The sequence below is a fragment of the Candidatus Defluviilinea proxima genome (assembly GCA_016721115.1).
Taxonomy (GTDB): Bacteria; Chloroflexota; Anaerolineae; order Anaerolineales; family Villigracilaceae; genus Defluviilinea; species Defluviilinea proxima.
This window is the reverse complement of record JADKIW010000001.1, coordinates 4547531-4569896: the sequence shown is the minus strand read 5'-3', so window position 1 is coordinate 4569896 and position 22366 is coordinate 4547531. Positions and strand designations below refer to the sequence as shown.

General features: G+C 49.4%; 26 protein-coding genes and 1 pseudogene. 24 read left to right on the top strand and 3 right to left on the bottom strand.

The window, feature by feature from the left end:
- Positions 1 to 140: 140 nt before the first annotated feature.
- Entirely contained in the window at positions 141 to 1028 is an 888-nt protein-coding gene (locus IPP66_21275) for a DUF2806 domain-containing protein (protein ID MBK9927812.1), read from the bottom strand.
- A gap of 134 nt (positions 1029 to 1162) precedes the next feature.
- Here IPP66_21275 and ftcD point away from each other — a divergent pair, with 134 nt between their 5' ends.
- Entirely contained in the window at positions 1163 to 2698 is a 1536-nt protein-coding gene (gene ftcD, locus IPP66_21270) for a glutamate formimidoyltransferase (protein ID MBK9927811.1), read from the top strand.
- A gap of 69 nt (positions 2699 to 2767) precedes the next feature.
- Here ftcD and IPP66_21265 read toward each other — a convergent pair whose 3' ends face one another.
- Positions 2768 to 3244: a transposase gene (locus IPP66_21265; GenBank protein ID MBK9927810.1), complete on the bottom strand. Its 477-nt coding sequence runs from the start codon at positions 3242 to 3244 to the stop codon at positions 2768 to 2770.
- A 206-nt stretch (positions 3245 to 3450) separates the two neighbouring features.
- Between IPP66_21265 and IPP66_21260 the strand changes: the two genes are divergently transcribed.
- Together IPP66_21260 and IPP66_21255 are read left to right on the top strand one after the other, a co-directional pair.
- Complete coding sequence (locus IPP66_21260) at positions 3451 to 4410, top strand: M23 family metallopeptidase (GenBank protein ID MBK9927809.1); 960 nt, start codon at positions 3451 to 3453, stop codon at positions 4408 to 4410.
- Between the two features lie 78 nt (positions 4411 to 4488).
- Positions 4489 to 5043 (top strand): dCTP deaminase, encoded by a 555-nt coding sequence (locus tag IPP66_21255; protein MBK9927808.1) that lies wholly within the window; start codon positions 4489 to 4491, stop codon positions 5041 to 5043.
- A 50-nt stretch (positions 5044 to 5093) separates the two neighbouring features.
- On the opposite strand, the gene IPP66_21250 is transcribed toward IPP66_21255, so the two are convergent.
- Entirely contained in the window at positions 5094 to 6461 is a 1368-nt protein-coding gene (locus IPP66_21250) for an MFS transporter (protein MBK9927807.1), read from the bottom strand.
- A 335-nt stretch (positions 6462 to 6796) separates the two neighbouring features.
- Here IPP66_21250 and IPP66_21245 point away from each other — a divergent pair, with 335 nt between their 5' ends.
- The 21 genes and pseudogenes from IPP66_21245 (at position 6797) to rpsH (ending at position 22354) form a co-directional block, all read left to right on the top strand.
- Positions 6797 to 10693 carry a DNA-directed RNA polymerase subunit beta gene (locus IPP66_21245; protein MBK9927806.1) on the top strand — a complete coding sequence of 1299 codons (3897 nt, stop codon included), beginning with the start codon at positions 6797 to 6799 and terminating at the stop codon, positions 10691 to 10693.
- 176 nt (positions 10694 to 10869) lie between these two features.
- Positions 10870 to 11286 (top strand): 30S ribosomal protein S12, encoded by a 417-nt coding sequence (gene rpsL / locus IPP66_21240; GenBank protein ID MBK9927805.1) that lies wholly within the window; start codon positions 10870 to 10872, stop codon positions 11284 to 11286.
- A gap of 20 nt (positions 11287 to 11306) precedes the next feature.
- Positions 11307 to 11774, top strand: coding sequence for a 30S ribosomal protein S7 (gene rpsG / locus IPP66_21235; GenBank protein ID MBK9927804.1), 468 nt, complete (start codon positions 11307 to 11309; stop codon positions 11772 to 11774).
- Between the two features lie 34 nt (positions 11775 to 11808).
- Positions 11809 to 13878, top strand: a complete 2070-nt coding sequence (gene fusA / locus IPP66_21230; GenBank protein MBK9927803.1) for an elongation factor G — start codon at positions 11809 to 11811, stop codon at positions 13876 to 13878.
- A gap of 35 nt (positions 13879 to 13913) precedes the next feature.
- Positions 13914 to 15113: pseudogene (gene tuf / locus IPP66_21225) on the top strand (elongation factor Tu).
- An 8-nt stretch (positions 15114 to 15121) separates the two neighbouring features.
- Positions 15122 to 15430: a 30S ribosomal protein S10 gene (gene rpsJ, locus IPP66_21220; protein MBK9927802.1), complete on the top strand. Its 309-nt coding sequence runs from the start codon at positions 15122 to 15124 to the stop codon at positions 15428 to 15430.
- 197 nt (positions 15431 to 15627) lie between these two features.
- Positions 15628 to 16254: a 50S ribosomal protein L3 gene (rplC, locus tag IPP66_21215; protein MBK9927801.1), complete on the top strand. Its 627-nt coding sequence runs from the start codon at positions 15628 to 15630 to the stop codon at positions 16252 to 16254.
- A gap of 28 nt (positions 16255 to 16282) precedes the next feature.
- Entirely contained in the window at positions 16283 to 16912 is a 630-nt protein-coding gene (rplD, locus tag IPP66_21210; GenBank protein ID MBK9927800.1) for a 50S ribosomal protein L4, read from the top strand.
- Between the two features lie 12 nt (positions 16913 to 16924).
- Positions 16925 to 17227: a 50S ribosomal protein L23 gene (rplW, locus tag IPP66_21205; GenBank protein ID MBK9927799.1), complete on the top strand. Its 303-nt coding sequence runs from the start codon at positions 16925 to 16927 to the stop codon at positions 17225 to 17227.
- The gene (rplB, locus tag IPP66_21200) at positions 17227 to 18063 is read left to right on the top strand and encodes a 50S ribosomal protein L2 (protein ID MBK9927798.1); all 837 of its coding nucleotides are present in this window, start codon (positions 17227 to 17229) and stop codon (positions 18061 to 18063) included. The genes rplW and rplB overlap by 1 nt, the downstream gene beginning before the upstream one ends.
- A gap of 16 nt (positions 18064 to 18079) precedes the next feature.
- Positions 18080 to 18352: a 30S ribosomal protein S19 gene (gene rpsS, locus IPP66_21195; protein MBK9927797.1), complete on the top strand. Its 273-nt coding sequence runs from the start codon at positions 18080 to 18082 to the stop codon at positions 18350 to 18352.
- Positions 18353 to 18370: 18 nt separating this feature from the next.
- A complete protein-coding gene (gene rplV, locus IPP66_21190) occupies positions 18371 to 18712 on the top strand; it encodes a 50S ribosomal protein L22 (GenBank protein ID MBK9927796.1) in 342 nt (113 codons plus the stop codon).
- A gap of 20 nt (positions 18713 to 18732) precedes the next feature.
- Positions 18733 to 19482, top strand: a complete 750-nt coding sequence (gene rpsC / locus IPP66_21185) for a 30S ribosomal protein S3 (GenBank protein MBK9927795.1) — start codon at positions 18733 to 18735, stop codon at positions 19480 to 19482.
- Between the two features lie 36 nt (positions 19483 to 19518).
- Positions 19519 to 19944 carry a 50S ribosomal protein L16 gene (rplP, locus tag IPP66_21180; GenBank protein ID MBK9927794.1) on the top strand — a complete coding sequence of 142 codons (426 nt, stop codon included), beginning with the start codon at positions 19519 to 19521 and terminating at the stop codon, positions 19942 to 19944.
- A 5-nt stretch (positions 19945 to 19949) separates the two neighbouring features.
- Entirely contained in the window at positions 19950 to 20162 is a 213-nt protein-coding gene (gene rpmC / locus IPP66_21175) for a 50S ribosomal protein L29 (GenBank protein ID MBK9927793.1), read from the top strand.
- Complete coding sequence (gene rpsQ / locus IPP66_21170) at positions 20159 to 20446, top strand: 30S ribosomal protein S17 (GenBank protein ID MBK9927792.1); 288 nt, start codon at positions 20159 to 20161, stop codon at positions 20444 to 20446. The genes rpmC and rpsQ overlap by 4 nt, the downstream gene beginning before the upstream one ends.
- A 3-nt stretch (positions 20447 to 20449) precedes the next feature.
- Positions 20450 to 20821 carry a 50S ribosomal protein L14 gene (gene rplN / locus IPP66_21165; GenBank protein ID MBK9927791.1) on the top strand — a complete coding sequence of 124 codons (372 nt, stop codon included), beginning with the start codon at positions 20450 to 20452 and terminating at the stop codon, positions 20819 to 20821.
- Positions 20822 to 20841: 20 nt separating this feature from the next.
- Positions 20842 to 21174, top strand: coding sequence for a 50S ribosomal protein L24 (gene rplX / locus IPP66_21160; protein ID MBK9927790.1), 333 nt, complete (start codon positions 20842 to 20844; stop codon positions 21172 to 21174).
- A gap of 17 nt (positions 21175 to 21191) precedes the next feature.
- Positions 21192 to 21740, top strand: coding sequence for a 50S ribosomal protein L5 (gene rplE / locus IPP66_21155; GenBank protein MBK9927789.1), 549 nt, complete (start codon positions 21192 to 21194; stop codon positions 21738 to 21740).
- A gap of 2 nt (positions 21741 to 21742) precedes the next feature.
- Positions 21743 to 21925 carry a type Z 30S ribosomal protein S14 gene (locus IPP66_21150; protein ID MBK9927788.1) on the top strand — a complete coding sequence of 61 codons (183 nt, stop codon included), beginning with the start codon at positions 21743 to 21745 and terminating at the stop codon, positions 21923 to 21925.
- A gap of 15 nt (positions 21926 to 21940) precedes the next feature.
- Positions 21941 to 22354 carry a 30S ribosomal protein S8 gene (gene rpsH / locus IPP66_21145; GenBank protein ID MBK9927787.1) on the top strand — a complete coding sequence of 138 codons (414 nt, stop codon included), beginning with the start codon at positions 21941 to 21943 and terminating at the stop codon, positions 22352 to 22354.
- Positions 22355 to 22366 lie beyond the last annotated feature (12 nt).

Below are 22366 nucleotides of genomic sequence, written 5' to 3'. Positions count from 1 at the left end.
TGAGGGCCATGCACTCATCATACAACGAAGCCTTTCCAGCCACATCCGCCTGTCAGGGAGTCATTGTCTCCGCCACTTGGGGGGTGGGGCGAAGCCATAAACAAAAATCTCCCGTCCGTGGTGGATGGGAGACTGAGCCTCTATTCGATTTTAACTGTTGGCTGGTTATCTTCAGGTAGTTCTTCTTTTTTGATAAAACCGTGACTTGCCCATTTTTCACACATGTATTCAAAGAACCCCTTTATTTGAAGCCCTCCACTTATAGGGGCGAGTTCTTGGCCAACCTTTGTTAATAGAACTTTGCCAATAGCTAAGGTTTTCTCATTTTGAGGTAAAAATAATTCGACTGTCTTACCAAAATAATTTGCATTTATCTTCTCGGGTAATTCCGTTTGAGATAGGCCGCCTATACTGCTAAAGGTAATTAATCCAATACTTTCCAAATGGGTAAGAACTTCAAATTTCATGCCATTGTCACTATATATCTCTTCTTCCAAGTTGTAAATTAAAGGTATGATTTCTTCTTCATAAAGCTTCCATCCAAAACCGCATAGGCGGGTAAATAAATCGGCATCACTTTTATCAAGACTTGATAAAAAATTGATGGTTCTTTTCGAATACGTACCTGGAGAGTTGGCTTCACCTGCCAATACACGTGACCACAGAGTCTGCATTTCGTCATCTGAAATGAGATGCGATTTATCAAAGAAATTAGCAATCCAATCTTCTTCTACTTTGTCAGGCTGGGCAGCTTCACTAAGTTGAGGAAGGGCTTTCTTGGTAATTTCCTCAATATTCCTTTGTTTTCTTTCCTCTTCCTTCAAAAACCGCCTAAAGGCTCTTCGCTGAAGCTCAGTGACCTCGATCTCAGCTTTTGCTTCGATAACTTTGGCCTCAGCCTCTGCTTTTGCTACTCGCTTTATTTGATAGGGTTCAAAAATTCCGCCAACCGCATCAGATATTTTTTCAATCAATACTGTGGCGGGTTTTGAAAGTTCGCCGATGTTGATTAATGGATTTTCACTCATTAGCCACCTCAAATTTGAAAACCTGATTGATACGACTTTTGTGAGTATAGCACAGCTAGAATACAAATCACCGTATAATTACTGTCGCCAATTAATAATCAAATGACAAGAAAACTATCAGACTAAGAGACTATATGACTACCCTAATCGAATGCATCCCCAACTTTTCCGAAGCACGGCGACCTGAAGTCATTGACCAGATCGTCGCCGCGATAACATCTGTCGAAGGTGCGCGCCTGCTCGACCGCTCCTCCGACCTCGACCACAACCGCACGGTGCTGACCTTTGCGGGTTCGCCATCCGCAGTGGAGAAGGCCGCGTTCCGCGCCATTCAAACCGCCGCCGAACTCATTGACCTCGACTCGCACACGGGCGAACACCCACGCATTGGCGCGACGGACGTTGTCCCGTTTGTGCCGCTATCGGATGCCACGATGGAAGAGTGTGTGGCGATCGCCAAAAGAGTAGGTCAACGTGTGGGAGACGAACTCAGCCTCCCCGTCTATTTGTATGAAGCGGCGGCAACTCGTCCCGAACGCACGAATCTCGAAAACATCCGCAAGGGTCAATACGAAGGGCTCAAGTCTGCCATCGAGACCGATCCGAATCGGGCGCCCGATTTCGGTCCCAGCAAATTGCCCAAGGCGGGCGCAACCGTCATCGGCGCGCGCGCTCCGCTCATTGCGTTCAACGTCTATCTCACCACCGACGATGTCGACATCGCCAAAAAGATCGCCAAGGCTGTGCGTCAATCATCGGGCGGGCTTCGTTACGTCAAGGGTCTTGGTCTGCTCGTCGAAGGACGCGCGCAAGTTTCGATGAACCTCACCAACTTCCGCGAAACGCCCATCGCCCGCGTGGTTGAATTCATTCGACGCGAAGCCGAGCGATACGGTGTTGGCATTCATCACAGCGAACTCGTTGGCTTGATCCCGCAAGAAGCATTGGTGGATGCGGCGGTCTGGTACACACAATTGGATCAATTCTCCAAAGAACAGATTCTTGAAACCCGGCTTTTCTCTTCTCAATCCGCCGACGCTTCGAGCCCCGCTGGAAACTGTCCCTCTTTCATTGAAGAGTTAGCCGCCCCCACACCGACTCCTGGTGGTGGCTCCGCCGCCGCGCATGCAGGCGCGATGGGCGCGGCATTGGTCGCCATGGTGGCAGGCGTTACCATCGGCAAAAAGAAATACGCCGAAGTGGAAGCAGAAATGCAAGCCATTCGAGTCGTCGCTGAAAATCTGCGCAAAGAACTTACGCTTGCTGTCGAAGACGATGCGGGTGCATTCGAAACGTTGATGGCGACCTTCAAACTCCCCAAAGCGACGGAAGAAGAACAAACCACGCGCAACGCTGCCATCGTGCAAGCCACGCTCAACGCGGCACATGTCCCATTGCATGTTGCGTCGGACGCCGTCAAAGTGATGGAACTTGCGATCAAATGTGCCAAGCACGGACTCCAAAGCGCCATCAGTGATGCCATGTCTGGCTTTGCCATGTCCCGCGCCGCGCTGACAGCCGCAGGCTACAACGTGAGAATTAACCTCAACTCACTGGACGACAAATCAGTGGGGGAGAAGATGCTCGCCGAACTCGCTGAATTGGAATTCGAAGCCGATAAACTCGAATTGGAGATCCAGTCCGTAATGAAAGAACGGGGTGGGATTTAATTTTGGAATCAGGGAGCTTGCTCCCGTAATTCGCCAGCAAGCTGGCTGAGTCCATATCCGCTGTTGGATTTAAAAATCATCAAACACGTTTACTTTATCAACTGGCTGATTGACAACCTGTTCCTTCAAATCATTTTCACCCTGCTCAATAAACCACCTATAACTACAAAACGGGTAATCTATCGCGTTGTCAACAAGTCCATGTTTTACAGGGTTTTCGTGGACATAGCGAAGCCTCGCCAGATACGATTTCTCGTAAGTGATGCATGTATCCCAATAGTTTTGCCAGACCTGCCTGCCCGGGGTATTGTCCCAGCGGTTGAATTGAATTGCAGTAATCGAATGAACTTGTTGAAGTAGCTTTGCCAAGGTTGTTGGGTCTTCAGGAGCCTGAGCAATAAAATGATAATGGTTATGCAAAGCTGACCAAGCTTCCATGTTCCATGCAAGTGATTCCGCTTTTTCAAATAAAGTTTTCAGGAAAAATTCTTTTCGCCTATTTTCGCGCAATAGATATTGTTTGTGTAAAATAGCCCCTGTAACCATATACATCGCATTTGGAACAAAGTAATGCGGTGGATTATGCAGGTAGGTCTTGTATAGGGTCTCCATATTTTGATTATAACTTTGGAATCGGGAGCTTGCTCCCGTAACCTTGCCAGCAAGTTGGCTGAATCCAAAGACATATGGAATCAGGGAGCTTGCTCCCGAAATTGCGCCAGCAAGCTGGCTGAGTCCATATAATTGTGCTTATGAAACATAGTTTCTCTTTCCTTTCCCTCCTTCTCATCACATCCTGCACGCCTGCCGTGCAGACGGCTGTCGCTCAATCTTTGCCCACTTCCACAGAGACGCCGTTTGTTGTCTCAACACCCGAGTCAACGCCTACGTTGATTCCTCCCTCGCCGACGGCAACCCAGGTTTCCTCTTGTGATCCTCTCACCGTAGACTTCTGCATTACTGACGGACACTTTGCCTTTCAGAATCCCATCTTCCCACCAGATATTACATTCGTTGATATTACCTATCGCTACGGTTCGACTCAAGAGAACAAGCGCGAACCGCATCATGGCGTGGAACTCCTGAACAAGTTCGGGACGCCGGTCCATGCCGCGGGGGATGGGGTGATCCAGTTTGCAGGTCCAGATAAAGAAGCGATCTACAGCCCATGGAAGGATTTCTACGGTAACGTCATTGTTATCGGCCATGCCGACGGGATGTATACGCTATATGCACATCTTTCCAAGATCAATGTGCAAGCCGGGGACGAGATCAAAGCTGGTGACCTGATCGGAGAGGTCGGTCACAGCGGCGTGGCGACAGGGAGCCATTTGCATTTTGAGGTTCGCAAGGGCGGCGATGGGACGGATTACTTCTCAACGCAAAACCCTGAGCTTTGGCTGGTACCGAACAAGGATGAAGCGGGTAACCCGTTTGGCGCGATAGCATTCTCGGTTCTTGATAAGAATTCCCAGCCTCAGTTTGCCGAGTTCACTGCCCGCTATTACCTCGATAAGAACGGACCCAAGATCAAGTCTCATTACATTGTGACGTATTCAAAGGACATGATGCTTTTGGAAGAGAATGCCGCGCTGGGCGATCTGCCGCCGGGCTATTACTATGTCGTTTTAAAACACAACGGTCAGTTTTATGAACGCTGGGTTGAAGTACAATCGGGGAAACTTACGAAGGTTGTCGTTGTTTTGAAATAAAAACTTATAAGCAATGCTCTCGGTAGCGTTTCGCCGCCGAGGATGGCGGCTTGAGCAAACTAATTTTAGGAGAGAATTATGGGTTTGAAACCTGATCACTGGATACGCAAGATGGCTTTGGAACAAAGGATGATCGAACCGTTCGTGGATAAACAGGTTCGGCAGGGAGTGATCTCTTACGGCGTTTCGTCGTATGGATACGATATCCGTGTGGCGGATGAGTTCATGATCTTTACGAACGTCCACTCTGCGATCGTGGACCCGAAAAATTTTGACCCGAAATCCATGTTCGAGTTTCAAGGCGAAGTGTGCATCATTCCACCCAACTCGTTCGCTTTGGCGCGCACGGTCGAGTACTTCCGCATCCCACGCAAGGTGTTGACGGTCTGTTTGGGTAAGTCCACGTATGCGCGCTGTGGGTTGATTGTGAACGTCACGCCGTTCGAACCCGAATGGGAAGGCTACGTCACGCTCGAGATCTCGAACACCACACCCTTGCCAGCAAAGATCTACGCCAACGAAGGCCTGGCACAAGTCCTATTCTTCGAAGCGGACGAGGAGTGCGAAGTCTCGTATGCGGATAAAAAAGGAAAATATCAGGGGCAGAAGTCGATAGTATTGCCGAAGTTATAAATTAAAGAAGGCCGAGGAAATTTCCTCGGCCTTCTTTAATTTTACATATTTTATGCGTGGTCTGTGTTGTATTTCTTTACATCATCCATGGCTTTGGGCACATTGACGAGTGGTAGTAGGATTAGCCCTGCGATGAAGTAAAAGATGAGGGCAAGTATGCCGTAGCGTAAACTTCCGCCGATCTGATTTGCAAGACCGAAGATCAACGGACCTGTCCATGAAGTGCCACGTTCGCTGACTTCGTAGAAGGAATAATATTCTGCTTCTTTTCCAGTGGGGATCATTTGGGCAAAGAGACTTCGGCTAATGGCTTGCGAGCCTCCCATCACCAATGCAATAAAGACACCAAGTACGAAGAATTGAGCTGTGCGCGAGTCACCTTTTAAGCCACCGTATGCATAGATAACCACGCCAGACCAAATGACCAAGCTGACAATGATGGATTGCTTGGCCCCGATCCATTTGGCGAGTTTGCCCCACAGCAATGCGCCACCGAATGCCACGAACTGGATCATCAAGATAACGGCGATCAATGTGTCTTGTGGTAACTCAAGTCCACCGCGGAGGAGGGGGGCCGCCGCGAACGTGGATGAAACTGCGATCACCGTTTGAATCCCATCGTTGTAGAGGAAGTACGCTAATAGATATTTGAGCGTCTCGGGGAAATTTTTGATCTCGCGGAAAGTTTTTCCCAATTGCTTGAAACCGATGCTGACATATGTCTCACCTTCAGGAAGCGGATGGGCCGCATGTCTTGGTCTAAGGCGGGCCCATGTGAAGAAAGAGAAACCAATCCACCATATACCGGCAGATGCAAGGTTGATACGAACAGCCAATGCACTTGGAACACCAATATCTTCGCTAAAGATGAAGAACGCAAGGTTAAGCGCGAGAAGAAGGCCGCCTCCCAGATATCCCATTGCCCAGCCGTAAGAGGAAACACGGTCACGTTCTTCTTCACTGGCGATATCTGGCAAGTAAGCATTATAGAAAACGATCGCTGCTCCGAAGGTTAGGTTGGCGATGATAAATAGGACACCTCCCAGCCACCATAACTCCCCTGTGATAAAGAACATCAATATGGTTGATATGGCGCCTATGATGGCGAAAAGTTGCATCATTTGTTTGCGCAAATGAGAATAGTCTGCGATAGCGCCTAGAATGGGGAGGAAGAGTACTTGGAGGCCGACTGAAAATGAAATGCAATAAGGGAGGAAGGAGTCGGGTGCTATCGGAATACCAAGAAAACGAGCCATACCGTCGGCATTTGCCGCGGCGGATGTTGCCGCAAGCCCTGCTATGTATGGGCCAAGGAATACTGTCCCCACTGTTGTGCTGAAAGCTGAGTTTGCCCAATCGTACATGGCCCAGCCGAATATCTCTTTCCGATCGTTAACCATCGTTTGTGATGTTGCCATGCTTCCTCCGGAAATTTGTTTTGTCGATTCTATCAGTCAAAACCCTGTTTGTCTCCGTTTGATGCGTTAAGATTAGGTTATGGTAGAATCCGCATATGCAAGGAAGAGGGACGAATTTGAAAATTAATACCAAAAATCCCTTGCGTATATATAACCCCTCATATATAATTGCTTTTTGCTATCCCGCCACTCAAGCGGGATGTCTTCGTGTGTTTACCGTTTCTTGTGTGATCACCTAAACTTGAATTGCAACTGTTACCTGGCGAGAACTAAGTTTAGGGATGAGAAAAGGTATTTCGTAACGGCGCACATACCCAAGGTCAGGAGTGAACCGAATGTCTTCTACTTTGCCCAAAAAGAGTTATGCGCGTATTCCGGTCAATATCAATCTTCCCAATCTGATCGAAGTCCAATTGGACTCTTTTGAGCGCCTCAAGCGTGAGGGGCTTGGCGATCTCTTCCATGAAGTGTCGCCAATCGAATCCTATAACAAGGGGATGAAGTTATATTTCCCCAGCCGTAGCCCTGAGTCGAAACAATGGGGCTTAAAGTATTGGTTTGGCGATCCGAAACACTCGATCGAAGAGTGTGTGGAACGCGATCTTACCTATGCCAGCCCGTTGTATGTTTCTGTCTTATTGGCGGGTACTGATGTTCCCGAGCCGATCAAGCAGGATATTTTCCTTGGCGATTTCCCTGAGATGACCGACAAGGGCACCTTCATTATCAATGGGACGGAGCGCGTCGTTGTTTCGCAGTTGATCCGCTCTCCTGGTGTGTACTTTGAAGCCCCTACGGATCGTGCTACGGGACGTTTGCTCGCCATGTCCAAGCTTATCCCTGATCGAGGGGCTTGGATGGAGTTCGAAACCCGCAAGTCTGACTACATTATCTTAAAGTTCAACCGCAAACGCACTGTGCCGATCACAGTCTTCCTGCGTGCTTTGGCCGCAGTGGATGACGGTATCAAAGATTCACCTTTGAAGACCGGTACCGATGAAGAGTTGATGTCCTTGTTTAAGGATGTGGATAACAACCCTGAACGCTTGTTCATTGCTTCTACTTTTAAACAGGAACCCGAATGGGATCTCTCCGGCGGTCAAACGATTGCCGAAGCCGCCTTGATCGAGTTCTTCCGCAAGATGCGCCCTGGCGATCCCGCTACACTCGATAATGCTCGCCAATTCCTTGAAGAGCAGTTAGTAGACCAGCGTCACTACGACCTTGAACGCGTGGGCCGTTATAAACTCAATCAAAAGCTCGACCTCAATATTCCCATTCCACATCGCACCGTAACCAAGAGCGATGTGATTCGACTGATCCGCCGCATGATCCAGATCAACAACGGAGTCGAACCCCCAGATGATATCGATCACTTGGGCAACCGCCGCGTCAAGACGGTGGGTGAGTTGATCCAGAACAAGTTGCGCATTGGCCTCCGACGTATGGAACGCGTTATTAAAGAACGCATGTCCATTCGTGACCAGGAGCAGTTATCGCCTGTGACACTCGTCAATATTCGCCCGGTCGTTGCAGCGTTGCGCGAGTTCTTCGGTTCGTCCCAGCTTTCGCAGTTCATGGATCAAACCAACCCGTTGGCCGAGTTGCGCCACAAGCGCACGCTTTCAGCGCTTGGACCAGGCGGTTTGCGCCGTGAGCGCGCAGGCTTCGATGTCCGCGATGTCCACCACTCACACTATGGACGTATTTGCCCAATTGAAACACCTGAAGGCCCGAACATTGGTTTGATCGGACGTTTGGCGTCCTTTGCCCGCGTCAATGAATATGGCTTTATCGAGACGCCTTATCGCAAAGTTTTCCGTGTCATGGAAGCCGAAGATGAACGTTTGGAAGGTCGTACTTTACGCGAGCATGTAGTCGACCCGAAAACCGAAGAAGTCTTGTTCAAGGCTGGCGAGAAGATTGACGCCAAAATGATGAAGAAGATCGCTAAGATCGGTGTGCCGGTATCGATTAGACCTTATGTGTCTTCTCAATTTGACTATCTTTCTGCAGATGCAGAAGATAAGTACGTGATCGCGCAGGCAAACGCACCGTTAACTGACGATAGCGAATATGTTCGCGAGCGTGTGTCTTCTCGTTATCACTCCAGCTTTATCTTTTCACAACCTGACGCGGTTGATTACATGGATGTTGCTCCGCATCAAGTGGTCGGTATTAGCGCCGCTTTGATCCCATTCCTTGAACACGACGATGCGAACCGCGCGTTGATGGGTTCGAACATGATGACGCAAGCTGTGCCTCTTGTCCGTCCTGAGATTCCGCTTGTATCGACCGGTATGGAATATCATGCCGCAGTAGACTCCGGTCAGGTGGTTGTTGCGGATGCCAATGGGGAAGTGATCTCAGTTACTGGAAATTCGATCACCGTTAAAGAACGAGGCGGAATCCACACGTATCCCTTGCGCAAGTATCAGCGCTCAAACCAAAGCACTTGTATTGATCAGCGCCCTGCTGTAGTCAAAGGACAGGTGATTAAGAAAGGCGATATCATTGCCGATTCTTCATCCACCGACAACGGTCAATTGGCTTTAGGACAGAATGCAGTTGTCGCGTTCGTTTCGTGGGAAGGCGGGAACTTTGAAGATGCCATCTTGATTTCCGAACGCTTGGTGCAGGATGACCGCTTCACATCTGTTCACATTGAGAAGTATGAAGTCGAAGCCCGTGACACAAAGTTAGGTCCCGAAGAGATTACGCGCGACATCCCGAATGTTGGTGATGACGCGATCAAAGATTTGGATGAAAACGGCATTATCCGCATTGGCGCTGAGGTTGGTCCTAACGACATTTTAGTTGGGAAGATCACGCCTAAAGGTGAGAAAGAATTGACACCCGAAGAACGACTTCTGCGTGCGATCTTTGGTGAAAAATCACGTGATGTGAAAGATACATCCCTGCGTATGCCTCATGGAGAGCGTGGCAAGGTTGTTGATGTCAAAGTGTTCACTCGCGAAGAGAACTCGGATTTGTCCGCCGGTGTGGATATGATGGTACGCGTCTCTGTTGCCCAGCGCCGTAAGTTGGCGGCAGGGGACAAGATGGCAGGTCGTCACGGGAACAAGGGTGTTGTTTCGAAGATTGTTCCTGTTGAAGATATGCCTTTCCTTGAAGACGGTACACCTGTAGACATCATCTTAAATCCGCTTGGTGTTCCTGGTCGTATGAACATCGGTCAGGTTTTGGAAGTCCATTTAGGATGGGCGGCGAAACGACTTGGGTATCGTGCCATCACCCCTGTGTTTGACGGCGCTTCTGAAGAGGAGATCGAGGCCGAACTCGCTCGCGCGTGGCTCCACGATCAGGCTTGGAAAGAAACAGCAGTTACCGCTTGGGATTGGATCAAGGAGCAGGAGTACTCTCCTGAGTCTATTCAAGATGACGATGAAGTTCGTAGCCTGTATCTTGCTGAATGGCTTGGCGAACGTGACTATGATCCATATGATCTCAAAGACCCGGCGTATGCACGTATGTCGACAGTTATCGAGTGGTTACGTGATCGTGGTTATGACCCAGATACGGTTTTCTATCCCGAAGATATTAATCCTCGTGAACGTGAAACATACGATAAGGCAGCGATCAATGCCTGTTTACGTTTGTGGATCGAAACTCAAGGACATGGAAGTCGCATTGCAGAAGCGCGCTTGATGGAAGTTGCGCAGGAAGTTATGCATGCAACCAATCAACCCATCCCAACACTTGGCAAACAGGTTTTGCGTGATGGTAAAACTGGCATTCCTTATGATCAGTCTGTAACAGTTGGCGTGATGACAATTCTAAAATTGCATCACCTTGTTGAAGATAAAGTACATGCTCGTTCCACCGGCCCATACAGTTTAGTCACGCAACAGCCTTTGGGTGGTAAGGCTCAGTTTGGTGGACAACGGTTTGGTGAAATGGAAGTGTGGGCACTTGAAGCATACGGTGCTGCTTATACTTTGCAAGAGATGCTCACTGTCAAGTCTGATGATGTACAGGGACGTGTAAATACCTACGAGGCCATCGTTAAAGGTGAGGCAATCGAGGAACCGAGCATCCCTGCATCATTCCGCGTGTTGGTTAAAGAACTTCAATCCCTTGGCCTTGCTGTCGAGGCTGTAAACGATAGTGGTGATGTTGTCAAGTTCGGTAAGGATGAAGAAAAACAACATCCACCAAAGATGGATACTGGCTTATTAGGTATCGGAGAGAAGTTTATAGGCAAGCGGTAATCTTGACGTTGGGATGGCAGCATGATAAAATCATGCTCCGTTGCCAATCAAACATGCGGCTATAACTCCCGCACAAGCATGGCGTTTACAAATGAGGCCATCAGCAAGTTTATGGATGGCCTCATTTCTTGCGAATACACATTAAATATCTGTGAGATAGGAAATCGGAGGCAAACGTGCCGACAATTAATCAAATGGTCCGCAAGGGCCGCAAGAACAAAAAGGCCAAGAGTAAGGCCCCTGCGTTGCAATACACGTTGAACTCATTTAAACAACGTCGTGTCCGTCAGGCTAAGGGCGCTCCACAAAAGCGTGGTGTATGTACTGTTGTGCGTACCATGACTCCTAAAAAGCCAAACTCGGCTTTGCGGAAGATCGCTCGTGTGCGCTTGACCAATGGCATAGAGGTGACAGCATATATTCCAGGTGAAGGTCATCAGTTGCAAGAACACTCTGTGGTTCTTGTCCGTGGTGGCCGTGTGAAGGATCTGCCTGGTGTTCGTTATCACATCGTGCGTGGATCACTCGACACCACCGGTGTGGCAAATCGTAAGCAGGCCCGTTCAAAATATGGCGCGAAGCGTCCGAAATAGTTTTGATGGAGAATTAAAGAATGCGTAGAGCAAAACCCGAAAAGCGGGAATTAATTCCCGATGTCCGTTATAACAGCATCAACCTCAAAACTTTGATGCAACATGTATTGAAGCAGGGTAAGAGAAGCGTTGCGACAAGGCTTGTCTATGATGCTTTGGATTTGGTCAAAGAACGCACTGGCAAAAATGCTATAGACGTTTTTGATACTGCTCTCAAGAACGTTTCCCCGGTGATGGAAGTTCGCCCTCGCCGTGTGGGTGGTGCAACGTACCAAGTTCCTATGGAAGTATCATCAGATCGCCGCACAACCCTGGCGATCCGTTGGATTTTATCCGCAACCCGCGAGCGCGCTGGGAAATCTTTCCCAGATAAATTGGCGTCTGAACTTATTGATGCTTCCAATGAAACGGGTGCGGCCATCCGCAAGCGTGATGAAACCCATAAAATGGCTGAAGCCAACCGCGCATTCTCACATTATCGTGTTTAATAATCATAAATTGATAGGTTAGGTCTGTAAAAGCATGGCACGCGAATATCCGCTTGAAAAATATAGAAATATTGGAATCATAGCCCATATTGACGCCGGTAAAACGACAACTACCGAGCGTATTATGTTCTATACCGGCATGACACATCGTATTGGTTCCGTAGATGATGGCACTACAGTTACTGACTGGATGGTGCAGGAACGTGAACGTGGTATCACCATTGTTTCCGCGGCTGTTTCGGCCGAATGGAAGGGATACCAAATCAACATCATCGATACCCCGGGACATATCGATTTCACTGCCGAGGTTCAGCGTTCATTGCGCGTGCTGGATGGTGGCGTTGTTGTTTTTGATGCTGTGCAGGGTGTGGAGCCTCAGTCAGAAACTGTTTGGCGTCAAGCTGATCGTTATGGTGTTCCTCGCATCTGTTTTGTCAATAAAATGGACCGAGTTGGCGCCTCTTACGAACGGACGATTGATACGATCGTCGACCGGCTGGGTGCCAACCCGATTGCTATGCAAATTCCTATCGGTTTTGAAGCTACATTCAAAGGCATGGTTGACCTTCTAACAATGAAGGCTTGGGTCTGGGAAGATGATCTTGGTAAAGAACCCAAAAGCATCGAGATTCCCGCTGACTTGAAACAACAAGCTGAAGAAGCTCGTGCCAAAATGGTTGAGAAGATTGCAGAGCTTGACGATGAATTGACCATGAAATTCCTGGAAGCTCAGGAAATCAGTGTTGATGAATTGAAGGCAGCACTCCGCAAGGGAGTTTTGGCAACAAAATGTGCCCCGGTATTTTGCGGTTCTTCCTTAAAAAATAAAGGTGTTCAGGTTATGCTGGATGCAGTTATTGATTATTTGCCTTCCCCGGCTGATAAGCCAACAATTAAGGCAACAGAACCCGGTAACCTAGAAAATGAGTTTGAACTTGCGGCCCAAGACGACTCCCCGTTGAGCGCTCTGGTTTTCAAGATCGTGACGGATCCGTATGTAGGTCGTCTCGCTTATGTTCGTATTTACTCTGGTGTTTTGAGCCAGGGTCAGACCGTTCAAAATAGTACCAAAGGCCGAAAAGAAAGAATCGGCCGCTTAATTCGTATGCACGCGGATTCCCGTGAAGACATCACCGAGATTCGTGCGGGTGATATTGGTGCGGTTCTTGGTTTCAAAGATAGCTTCACTGGTGACACTTTGTGTGATACCAAAGCTCTCACCTTGGAAAGCATTTCATTCCCTGAGCCGGTAATCTCTATTGCTATTGAACCTAAAAGCTCTGCCGATCAGGAAAAAATGGGGGAGGCTCTTCGCAAGTTAGCTGAAGAAGATCCGACGTTCCGCGTTAATTCAGACGAGAACACTGCCCAAACCATCATTCGTGGTATGGGTGAACTTCATCTTGATATTATTGTGGATCGTCTTTTACGCGAGTTCAAGGTGCAGGCAAATGTCGGTGCCCCGCGCGTATCATACCGTGAATCGATTACCAAGCCCGTAAAAGAAGTAAATTACAAGTACGCGAAACAATCTGGCGGTAAGGGTCAGTATGGTCACGTGGTGTTCTCCCTTGAGCCGGGTGAACGTGGTAGCGGTGTGGTATTTGAGAATAAGATCGTAGGTGGTTCAATCCCCAAAGAGTATATTGGACCAGTTGAAAAGGGTTTCAAAGAGGCGGCTGAAAACGGTGTGTTGGCCGGATATCCAGTTGTTGACTTGAAAATCACATTGTTCGATGGTTCATTCCATGAGGTTGACTCAAGCGAAATGGCCTTCAAACTTGCTGCATCCATTGGTTTCAAGGAAGGTGTGCAAAAAGGAAATCCCATTTTGCTTGAACCTATGATGAAAGTTGAAGTTGTTGTTCCAGAAGAATATCTTGGTGATGTGATGGGACAACTCAATGGTCGTCGCGGTTTGATCCAAGGCATGGATGTTCGCCCTGGTAATGCACAGGCCATACGCGCCATGGTTCCGTTGGCTGAAATGTTCGGTTATGCTACCCAGCTTCGTTCTGCTACACAGGGACGTGGTGTTTTCAGTATGGAATTTGACCACTATGCGCCTGTTTCTCAGTCAGTTGCGCAGGAATTACTAAAATAATATATTTCTTTTTTGGATAAATAAGGAGATCATCAATGGCGAAGGAAAAATTTGACAGGAGCAAGCCGCACTTGAATGTAGGGACCATGGGACACATCGACCATGGGAAGACGACATTAACGGCTGCGATCACAAAAGTATCAGGGTTGATGGGCAACGCAGAATTTCGTGCCTACGACCAAATCGACAACGCGCCGGAAGAAAAAGCACGCGGTATCACGATCAACATCGCCCACGTGGAATACCAGACGGCCAAGCGCCACTATGCCCACGTCGACATGCCCGGACACCGTGACTACATCAAGAACATGATCACCGGCGCCGCGCAGGTAGATGGTGCCATCTTGGTTGTGGCCGCCCCCGATGGTCCGATGCCCCAAACACGTGAACACGTGTTGTTGGCTCGCCAGGTGGAAGTGCCGAGCATCGTGGTCTTCTTGAACAAAGTGGATCAGATGGACGATCCTGAACTGTTGGAACTGGTGGAACTGGAACTGCGCGAACTGTTGAGCAGCTACGGCTTCCCGGCGACACCACCCCGATCGTACGTGGTTCAGCCAAGATCGCCTTGGACAGCGCCAGCACTGACCCAAATGCCCCCGAATACGAATGCATCAAAGAACTCCTTCGCGTGGTGGATGAGTACATCCCCGAACCGAAGCGTGAAACAGACAAGCCGTTCATGATGGCCGTAGAAGACGTGTTCTCGATCAAGGGACGCGGAACGGTCGTGACTGGACGTGTGGATCGTGGTATGGCCAAGAAGGGCGACCCGATCGAAATCGTAGGTTTACGCGAGACGAAATCCTCCGTCATCACCGGGCGTCGAAATGTTCCACAAGGAACTGGACGAAGCGGTGGCTGGCGACAATGCTGGTATCCTCCTTCGCGGTATCGAGCGTGACGATGTGGAACGTGGACAGGTGTTGGTAAAGCCTGGTAGCGTGACACCGCACAAGAAATTCCTGGCGGAAGTGTACGTGTTGAAGAAGGAAGAGGGTGGTCGCCACAAGGCATTCTTCAGCGGATATCGACCGCAGTTCTACATCCGCACAATGGATGTGACAGGGAACATCGCATTGCCGGAAGGTGTCGAGATGGTGATGCCGGGTGACAATGTGAACCTGACAGTGGAACTGATTGTGCCTGTGGCGTTGGAACAGGGTTCAAAGTTCGCCATCCGTGAAGGCGGTCTGACCGTCGGTGCGGGTGTCGTTACCAAAATCATTGAATAGGTGCAGGCATGACGAAGCAAAAAATCCGTATTCGCCTCAAGGCTTATGATCATCGTGTTCTTGACCAATCCGCGAAGCGGATCGTTGAAACTGCTGAACGAAGTGGAGCCCATGTTGTGGGCCCCGTACCCTTGCCAACTCGTACTGAACGGTTTACAATACGGCGCTCGACATTCATAGACAAGGACTCGCACGAGCATTTTGAGATCCGCACACACAATCGCTTGATTGATGTGCTTGACCCGGACTCAAAAACAATTGATATGTTGATGCGCCTTAACCTGCCTGCAGGTGTGGATATCGAAATAAAAATTTAAATTGGTCGTCAAGCGAGAGTAGAGACCCACAAAACAAATCTCTACTCTCGAATTTCGACAGCGTAAGAAAGGTACCTGTGCGGGATCACACACATAAAACATCCCGCGGGACCATTTGACTGCGCTGCCCGGAGATGATGCAACCTAAGCCCAGGTTGGCAGTCTCAATAAATATTTTTTGAAGGAGAAAACCGAGTATGTTGAAAGGGCTTATTGGAAAGAAGATCGGCATGACCCAGATCTTCGATGAGCAAGGCGTCGCACAACCTGTGACGATCATCGAAGCTGGGCCATGTTTCGTTACCCAGGTTCGCAATCCTGAAAAGGATGGCTATACAGCGATACAACTTGGGTTTGGCGAAGTTCACCCTAAGCGTTTGACTGGTGGAGAATTGGGACACCTCAATTCTAACAACCTGACTCCCATGCGTTTCTTGCGGGAGTTCCGTTCAAAAGAAGCCGTAAACGTAGGTGATAAGCTGACAGTTGAGGTCTTTTCTGTTGGCGAGCGTGTGGACGTTATTGGTACCAGCAAGGGTAAGGGCTTTGCGGGCGGGGTAAAGAGACATCATTTTGCTGGCGGCAAGAAAACTCATGGTCAATCTGATCGCCACCGTGCGCCGGGTTCCCGTGGTTCAGGCACTACTCCAGGGCGTGTTTATAAAGGCGCTCGTGGTGCTGGTCACATGGGTACTGACCGGGTAACCGTGCAGGCGCTGAAAATCGTTATGATCGATTCTGAGCGCAATCTGCTTGGCATTAAAGGTGCAGTGCCTGGTGGAAAAGGTGGCTTGGTCCTGATCAAGGAAGCGCGCAAGCAATAGGCGTCGAGAGGAAATGGAGCAAGGTATTATGAAATTAGATGTGTTGAATATGGAAGGTAAAAAGGTTAGCGAGATGGAACTCCCGTCCGCGATCTTTGAAGCCCCTATTAATGTTGATTTGATGCACCAGGCTTATATCCGCCAGCTGGCAAATGCCCGTCTTGGTACACATGAGACCAAGGTGCGTGGCGAAGTTGCAGGTGGTGGCGCTAAGCCTTACAAGCAAAAAGGCACTGGCCGTGCTCGTCAGGGTTCGCGCCGTGCTGCTCAGTTTGTAGGTGGTGGTCGTATTCATACCCCGCACCCTCGCAGTTATGAACAGCGCATGCCCAAAAAGATGCGAAAAGCTGCACTGCGGTCTGCTCTTTCAGCCAAATTTGCTGATGCTGGTATTGTTTTGGTCGATGAATTGAAATTGGATGAAGCCAAAACGCGCGTGATGGCAACTGCTCTCTCCGGCCTTGTAGGAACTTCAACGGCGCTTATTCTTATGCCAGTGAAAGACCAATCTTACGATGTCGCCATGCGCTCGTCAGACAATCTGGATAACACAAAAGTGTTGTTGGCGAGTTACCTGAATATCCGCGATTTGCTTGGGTTTGACAAACTGATTCTACCGGTCAAGGCGCTTGATGCCCTTGTGGCGAACCTTGGTTAAGGAGACAAGCACATGAGTATCATTTACGAAATCCTTCGTCGTCCGCTTGTCACGGAAAAATCCAGTTATCAGTCCGGCAAGTTGAATCAGTATTCATTTGTTATTGCGAGTACTGCCACACGCACACAGGTAAAGGATGCAATTGAAACCCTTTACGATGTTCGTGTGGAACAAGTAAACATCATCAATGTCCCTGCGAAACGTGGTCGTCGTTTACGAAGCCGCCGCATGTCCATTCGCAAGCCAGCTTTCAAAAAGGCGATCATTACATTGGCTGAGGGACAAACCCTACCTATATTTGAAGGGGTGCAGTAATGCCTGTAAAAAAATATAAACCGGTAACTCCGGGCACCCGTGGGATGACCGGTTACACATTCGATGAGATCACAAAGTCCACGCCTGAGCGCTCTCTGCTTGTATCCTTGCGCAAGAGCGGTGGCCGCAATGCTCATGGACGCGTTACTGTTCGCCATCGCGGTGGTGGACATCGTCGCTTCATCCGTATTGTGGATTTCAAACGGGATAAGCACAATATTCCTGCCAAGGTTGCGGCTATTGAGTACGATCCCAACCGCACTGCTCGCTTGGCGTTGCTCAATTATGTAGATGGCGAAAAACGTTATATTATCGCTCCGCTCGACTTAAAAGTTGGTGACACAATTGTGTCGGGTCCTGGAGTTGAAATACGTTCTGGTAATTCGCTTCCGATTTCGAGTATCCCTGTGGGTACTCTGATCCACAACATTGAAGTTCACGAAGGGCGCGGTGGCCAGCTAGTTCGTTCAGCTGGTGGTTCGGCTCAGTTGCTTGCAAAAGAAGGCGACTTTGCCCAAATTCGTATGCCCTCTGGTGAAGTTCGCTTGATCCGCCAGACCTGTTACGCCACCATTGGCCAGGTTGGCAACCTCGATCATGGAAATGTGAAACTTGGTAAAGCCGGGCGCAAACGCCACTTGGGTATTCGCCCGACAGTCCGCGGTTCCGCGATGACACCACGCGACCATCCACATGGTGGTGGTGAAGGACGTCAACCGATTGGTTTGCCTGGTCCGAAAAGCCCGTGGGGTAAGCCCACATTGGGTTACAAGACGCGTCGCAATAAGAAGACCGATCAATATATTGTTCGTCGTCGCAGCAAGAAGAGCCGCTAAAAGGTAGAGGTACGATATGTCAAGATCATTGAAAAAGGGCCCTTTCATTGAGCCCAAATTGTTGAAACGAGTTGAAGCAATGAACCAAAAAGGTGAGAAGAAGGTTTTGCGGACTTGGAGTCGTGCAAGCGTGATCTTCCCCCAAATGGTTGGACACACCATTGCAGTCCATGATGGACGACGACACGTCCCGATCTATATTACCGAGAATATGGTCGGCCATCGATTGGGCGAATTTGCCCCGACGCGTACTTTCCGCGGCCACATGGCCGCTGAGAAAGCCGCGTAACGCAGGAGAGTTAAAATCATGCATGATATTCAAGCACATTTGCGTTCTCTCCCAATGTCTGCGCAGAAGGTACGTCTTGTTGTGGACCTGGTCCGCGGCAGGAATGCCAATGACGCATTGGAAATGCTCCGCTTTGTAAACAAAGCCGCGGCATTGCCGGTCCGAAAACTACTCGCATCTGCCGTAGCGAATGCCGAGGAAAACTTTGGCGTCAGTCGTGATGATCTGTACGTTGCACAGATCTTTGCGAATGAAGCTACCACGCGCAAGTGGCGCCGCTTTGGTGCCCGCGGACGTTTCAAGCCGATATTGCGCCGCAGTTCACACGTCACAGTTGTACTGCGTGAGCGTGGGTCATAACCGGGAGAGAAGGAGATATTATGGGTCGTAAAGTTCATCCTATTGGTATGCGCCTTGGAATTAACCAGGGTTGGCAGGGACGCTGGTTTGCAGAAGGCTCCCAGTACCGCAATCAATTACACCAGGATTTTGCAATTCGCAGTTTGTTGCTGGGAATTGTATCCAAGGGTGGTGCGGCAAAGAGCGCTGATGTCCGCGAACTCCGCAAGGAATTACCCGATACCGTACGAAACGGTAAAGCTGGTATATCCCGCGTTGAAGTTGAGCGCTTTCCCGGAAAGATCCGCGTGGCGATCTACACTGCCAAGCCCGGTATTTTGATCGGTCGTAAAGGTGAGGGTGTCAAGAAGGTTCGTTCCAGCCTTGAGACGCTTGTCGGCAAGAAAGTTGATCTCGATATTAAGGAAGTTGCCTCTCCCGATACTGATGCGATGCTGGTGGCAAAGAACGTGGCCGATCAGCTTGAGCGTCGTATTGCGTACCGCCGTGCCATGAAGCGTGCCATTCAGCAGGCTATCAAGCAGGGCGCCCAAGGCATCAAGATCATGGTGGGCGGTCGCTTGGGTGGAGCGGAAATGTCTCGCGATGTTTGGTTGCGTGAAGGCCGTGTGCCTTTGCAGACTCTGCGTGCCAATGTGGATTTTGCCATAACAGAAGCCAGCACAACCTATGGACAGATCGGTGTAAAAGTCTGGGTCTATAAAGGTGAAGCTGTTCCTGAAGTTGAAGAAAAAGCGGAGGCGACCGAAGGCGTCTACGTGAGCGAATAGCCACGGCCTAGGTTGTATTCTGAAAGGTATGAAATTATGTTGATGCCTAAACGTGTAAAGTGGCGCAAGCAAATGCGCGGCCGTATGAAGGGAAAAGCCCTTCGCGGTGCAGAAGTAAGTTTTGGTGAGTTTGGCTTGCAAGCTTTGGAGCCAGGATGGGTGACTGCCCGTCAAATCGAAGCGGCACGCAGGACCATCGTCCGAGAAATGAAGCGCCGTGGTAAGGTTTGGATCCGTATCTTCCCATCCAAGCCGTTCACTCACAAACCACCCGAAACTCGTATGGGTTCCGGTAAAGGTAATGTTGAATATTATGTGGCTGTAGTCAAGCCGGGCCGTATCATGTTCGAAGTAGGTGGCTTAGATTCCGCGACTGCTCTTCAGGCGCTCAAGAATGCCCAGTATAAGTTCTCGATCAAAACAAAGATCGTGTCGAGAACTGATGCAGGAGATCAATCATGAAGCCGATGAAACCAAGTGCGTTGCGAAATATGAGCACAGGCGAGATCGAAACCAAGCTTTCTGATGCCCGTGAAGAATTGATGAAGTTACGCTTTCAGCAAGTGACTGGTCAGTTGACTGATACCACTCACATAAGAATATTGAAGCGTGATATTGCCCGCATGATGACCATCCTGCAACAACAGGGACAGGTCGAAGCTGTGGAAGGTGAAGCATGAACAATCGTCGTCGAATCATTGGTGTGGTCACCAGCAACAAAATGACCAAAACAGTTGTGGTTGAGATCACACGCAAATTTCGCCATCCCCTGTATCGCAAGGTGGTGTATTCCAGCAAGCGCGTAAAGGCTCATGATGAGGTTGGTTGCCAGATTGGTGACCAGGTTCAGATCGTAGAATCACAGCCTATTTCCCGTGATAAACGCTGGGTCGTTGAAAAAGTTGTGAAGCACGAGACCCGCACCGAAGACACCGGTGTTGATAGCTTGAAAGTGGAGGGGTAAGCCATGATCCAGCACGAGTCTCGTTTGAAAGTTGCGGATAATTCCGGCGCACGTGAACTGCTGGTTATCCATGTATTGGGTGGTTCCACCCGCAAATATGGCGGTATCGGCGATGTAGTCGTTGCCAGCGTAAAATCTGCGTCTCCGCAAGGCGGCGTAAAGAAGAGCGAGAAAGTACGCGCTGTCATCGTCCGTTGTTCGAAAGAGTATCGTCGCGAGGATGGTTCCTATATTCGCTTTGATGATAATGCCGCGGTTATCCTTGACGCTGACGGCGTAAACCCAAAGGGTACCCGTATTTTCGGCCCTGTGGCGAGAGAGCTTCGTGAAAAAGGTTTCATGAAGATCGTTTCGCTGGCGCCGGAAGTGCTCTAAGGTTTAGGAGTGTATAGGTTATGAAGGTAAAGATTCGCAAAGGCGATACAGTGGAAGTGGTCAGTGGACGCCTCGAAGATAAGGGCAAACGTGGTCAGGTGATCAATGTCCTTTTGGATGAGCGCCGTGTGGTGGTGCAGGGTGTGAATGTTCGCACCAAGCATCAGAAACAGGTGCAGACTGCCAATGGGCGCAATATGAATCCCGGCCGTATCCAATTCGAAGGCTCAATCGATATTTCAAACGTAATGTTGGTCTGCCCAAAATGCAAACAGCCTACCCGTATTTCTGTGCAACGGGTTGAAGATGGTGTACATCGTGTTTGCAAGCAGTGCCAGGCATTGGTTGATTAGCCTTGGAGTGATGTGTGATGAATATAATGCAAGAACGCTATAAAAATGAAATTGTCCCGGCGCTGATCAAGGCTTTTGAACTTAAGAATGTAATGCAGGTGCCGCGCATTGAGAAGATCGTGATTAATATCGGAATGGGCGAGGCGATGGATAACCCCAAAGCCCTCGAGGCCGCTGTATCTGATCTGACGATTATCACCGGACAGAAACCGATTACCAACAAGGCCCGAAAGAGCATTGCTAATTTCAAATTGCGTGAAGGCCGTTTGATTGGTACCAAGGTGACCCTGCGTGGTGAACGCATGTGGTCATTCCTTGACCGTTTGGTGAATGCTGCGTTACCACGTGTACGCGATTTCCGCGGTGTTTCGGCCAATGCCTTCGATGGTCGCGGCAATTACACTCTTGGGTTGCGTGATCAATTGATCTTCCCGGAGATCGAATACGACAAAATCGACAAACTGCGCGGCATGGAAGTCACAATTGTGACAACCGCTCAAAATGACGACCAGGCACGTGTTTTATTGCAACTGCTTGGCATGCCGTTCTATAAGAAGGAAGCGTAATTATGGCAAAGAAATGCATGCAATATCGTGAAGCCCGACGTCGTTTTCCGAGCCGTGTTCGGAACCGTTGCAGTCGTTGCGGACGCCCACGCGGATACATCCGCCGCTTTGGCTTGTGCCGCATCTGCTTCCGTGAATTATCACTGCAGGGTCAAATCCCCGGCGTTGTGAAATCATCTTGGTAGGATGGAGGAAAAAGCATGGCTATAAATGATCCAATCGCTGATATGCTGACTCGCATCCGCAATGCCGTGTTGGCAGGCCAGACCCTGGTCGCAATGCCCAGCTCAAAGATTAAACTTGAGATCGCAAAGATCTTGAAGGATGAAGGTTATCTTGAAGGCTTTGAATTGGTCGAAGGTGAAAATCAGATCCAAAAAGTTTTGCGGATCAAGATCAAATATGTAGGTGAGCGCCGAATGCGCCGCCCGGTGATCTCTGGTTTGGAACGTATAAGCAAACCAGGCCGCCGTATTTACGCGAAGAAACAGAATATCCCGTGGGTGCTTTCAGGAATTGGTGTTGCAATTCTTTCCACTCCCAAGGGTGTAATGACCGGTGCCCGTGCCCGCCAGTTGGGTGTGGGTGGCGAGATTCTTTGCAAGGTTTGGTAGGAAAGGCAGGAG

Bases quoted from the DNA above. Each gene is read 5' to 3' on its own strand.
- IPP66_21275 (MBK9927812.1), bottom strand. From the start codon at position 1,028: ATGAGTGAAAATCCATTAATCAACATCGGCGAACTTTCAAAACCCGCC.
- ftcD (MBK9927811.1), top strand. From the start codon at position 1,163: ATGACTACCCTAATCGAATGCATCCCCAACTTTTCCGAAGCACGGCGA.
- IPP66_21265 (MBK9927810.1), bottom strand. From the start codon at position 3,244: ATGGTTACAGGGGCTATTTTACACAAACAATATCTATTGCGCGAAAAT.
- IPP66_21260 (MBK9927809.1), top strand. From the start codon at position 3,451: ATGAAACATAGTTTCTCTTTCCTTTCCCTCCTTCTCATCACATCCTGC.
- IPP66_21255 (MBK9927808.1), top strand. From the start codon at position 4,489: ATGGGTTTGAAACCTGATCACTGGATACGCAAGATGGCTTTGGAACAA.
- IPP66_21250 (MBK9927807.1), bottom strand. From the start codon at position 6,461: ATGGCAACATCACAAACGATGGTTAACGATCGGAAAGAGATATTCGGC.
- IPP66_21245 (MBK9927806.1), top strand. From the start codon at position 6,797: ATGTCTTCTACTTTGCCCAAAAAGAGTTATGCGCGTATTCCGGTCAAT.
- rpsG (MBK9927804.1), top strand. From the start codon at position 11,307: ATGCGTAGAGCAAAACCCGAAAAGCGGGAATTAATTCCCGATGTCCGT.
- fusA (MBK9927803.1), top strand. From the start codon at position 11,809: ATGGCACGCGAATATCCGCTTGAAAAATATAGAAATATTGGAATCATA.
- rpsJ (MBK9927802.1), top strand. From the start codon at position 15,122: ATGACGAAGCAAAAAATCCGTATTCGCCTCAAGGCTTATGATCATCGT.
- rplC (MBK9927801.1), top strand. From the start codon at position 15,628: ATGTTGAAAGGGCTTATTGGAAAGAAGATCGGCATGACCCAGATCTTC.
- rplD (MBK9927800.1), top strand. From the start codon at position 16,283: ATGAAATTAGATGTGTTGAATATGGAAGGTAAAAAGGTTAGCGAGATG.
- rplW (MBK9927799.1), top strand. From the start codon at position 16,925: ATGAGTATCATTTACGAAATCCTTCGTCGTCCGCTTGTCACGGAAAAA.
- rplB (MBK9927798.1), top strand. From the start codon at position 17,227: ATGCCTGTAAAAAAATATAAACCGGTAACTCCGGGCACCCGTGGGATG.
- rpsS (MBK9927797.1), top strand. From the start codon at position 18,080: ATGTCAAGATCATTGAAAAAGGGCCCTTTCATTGAGCCCAAATTGTTG.
- rplV (MBK9927796.1), top strand. From the start codon at position 18,371: ATGCATGATATTCAAGCACATTTGCGTTCTCTCCCAATGTCTGCGCAG.
- rpsC (MBK9927795.1), top strand. From the start codon at position 18,733: ATGGGTCGTAAAGTTCATCCTATTGGTATGCGCCTTGGAATTAACCAG.
- rplP (MBK9927794.1), top strand. From the start codon at position 19,519: ATGTTGATGCCTAAACGTGTAAAGTGGCGCAAGCAAATGCGCGGCCGT.
- rpmC (MBK9927793.1), top strand. From the start codon at position 19,950: ATGAAACCAAGTGCGTTGCGAAATATGAGCACAGGCGAGATCGAAACC.
- rpsQ (MBK9927792.1), top strand. From the start codon at position 20,159: ATGAACAATCGTCGTCGAATCATTGGTGTGGTCACCAGCAACAAAATG.
- rplN (MBK9927791.1), top strand. From the start codon at position 20,450: ATGATCCAGCACGAGTCTCGTTTGAAAGTTGCGGATAATTCCGGCGCA.
- rplX (MBK9927790.1), top strand. From the start codon at position 20,842: ATGAAGGTAAAGATTCGCAAAGGCGATACAGTGGAAGTGGTCAGTGGA.
- rplE (MBK9927789.1), top strand. From the start codon at position 21,192: ATGAATATAATGCAAGAACGCTATAAAAATGAAATTGTCCCGGCGCTG.
- IPP66_21150 (MBK9927788.1), top strand. From the start codon at position 21,743: ATGGCAAAGAAATGCATGCAATATCGTGAAGCCCGACGTCGTTTTCCG.
- rpsH (MBK9927787.1), top strand. From the start codon at position 21,941: ATGGCTATAAATGATCCAATCGCTGATATGCTGACTCGCATCCGCAAT.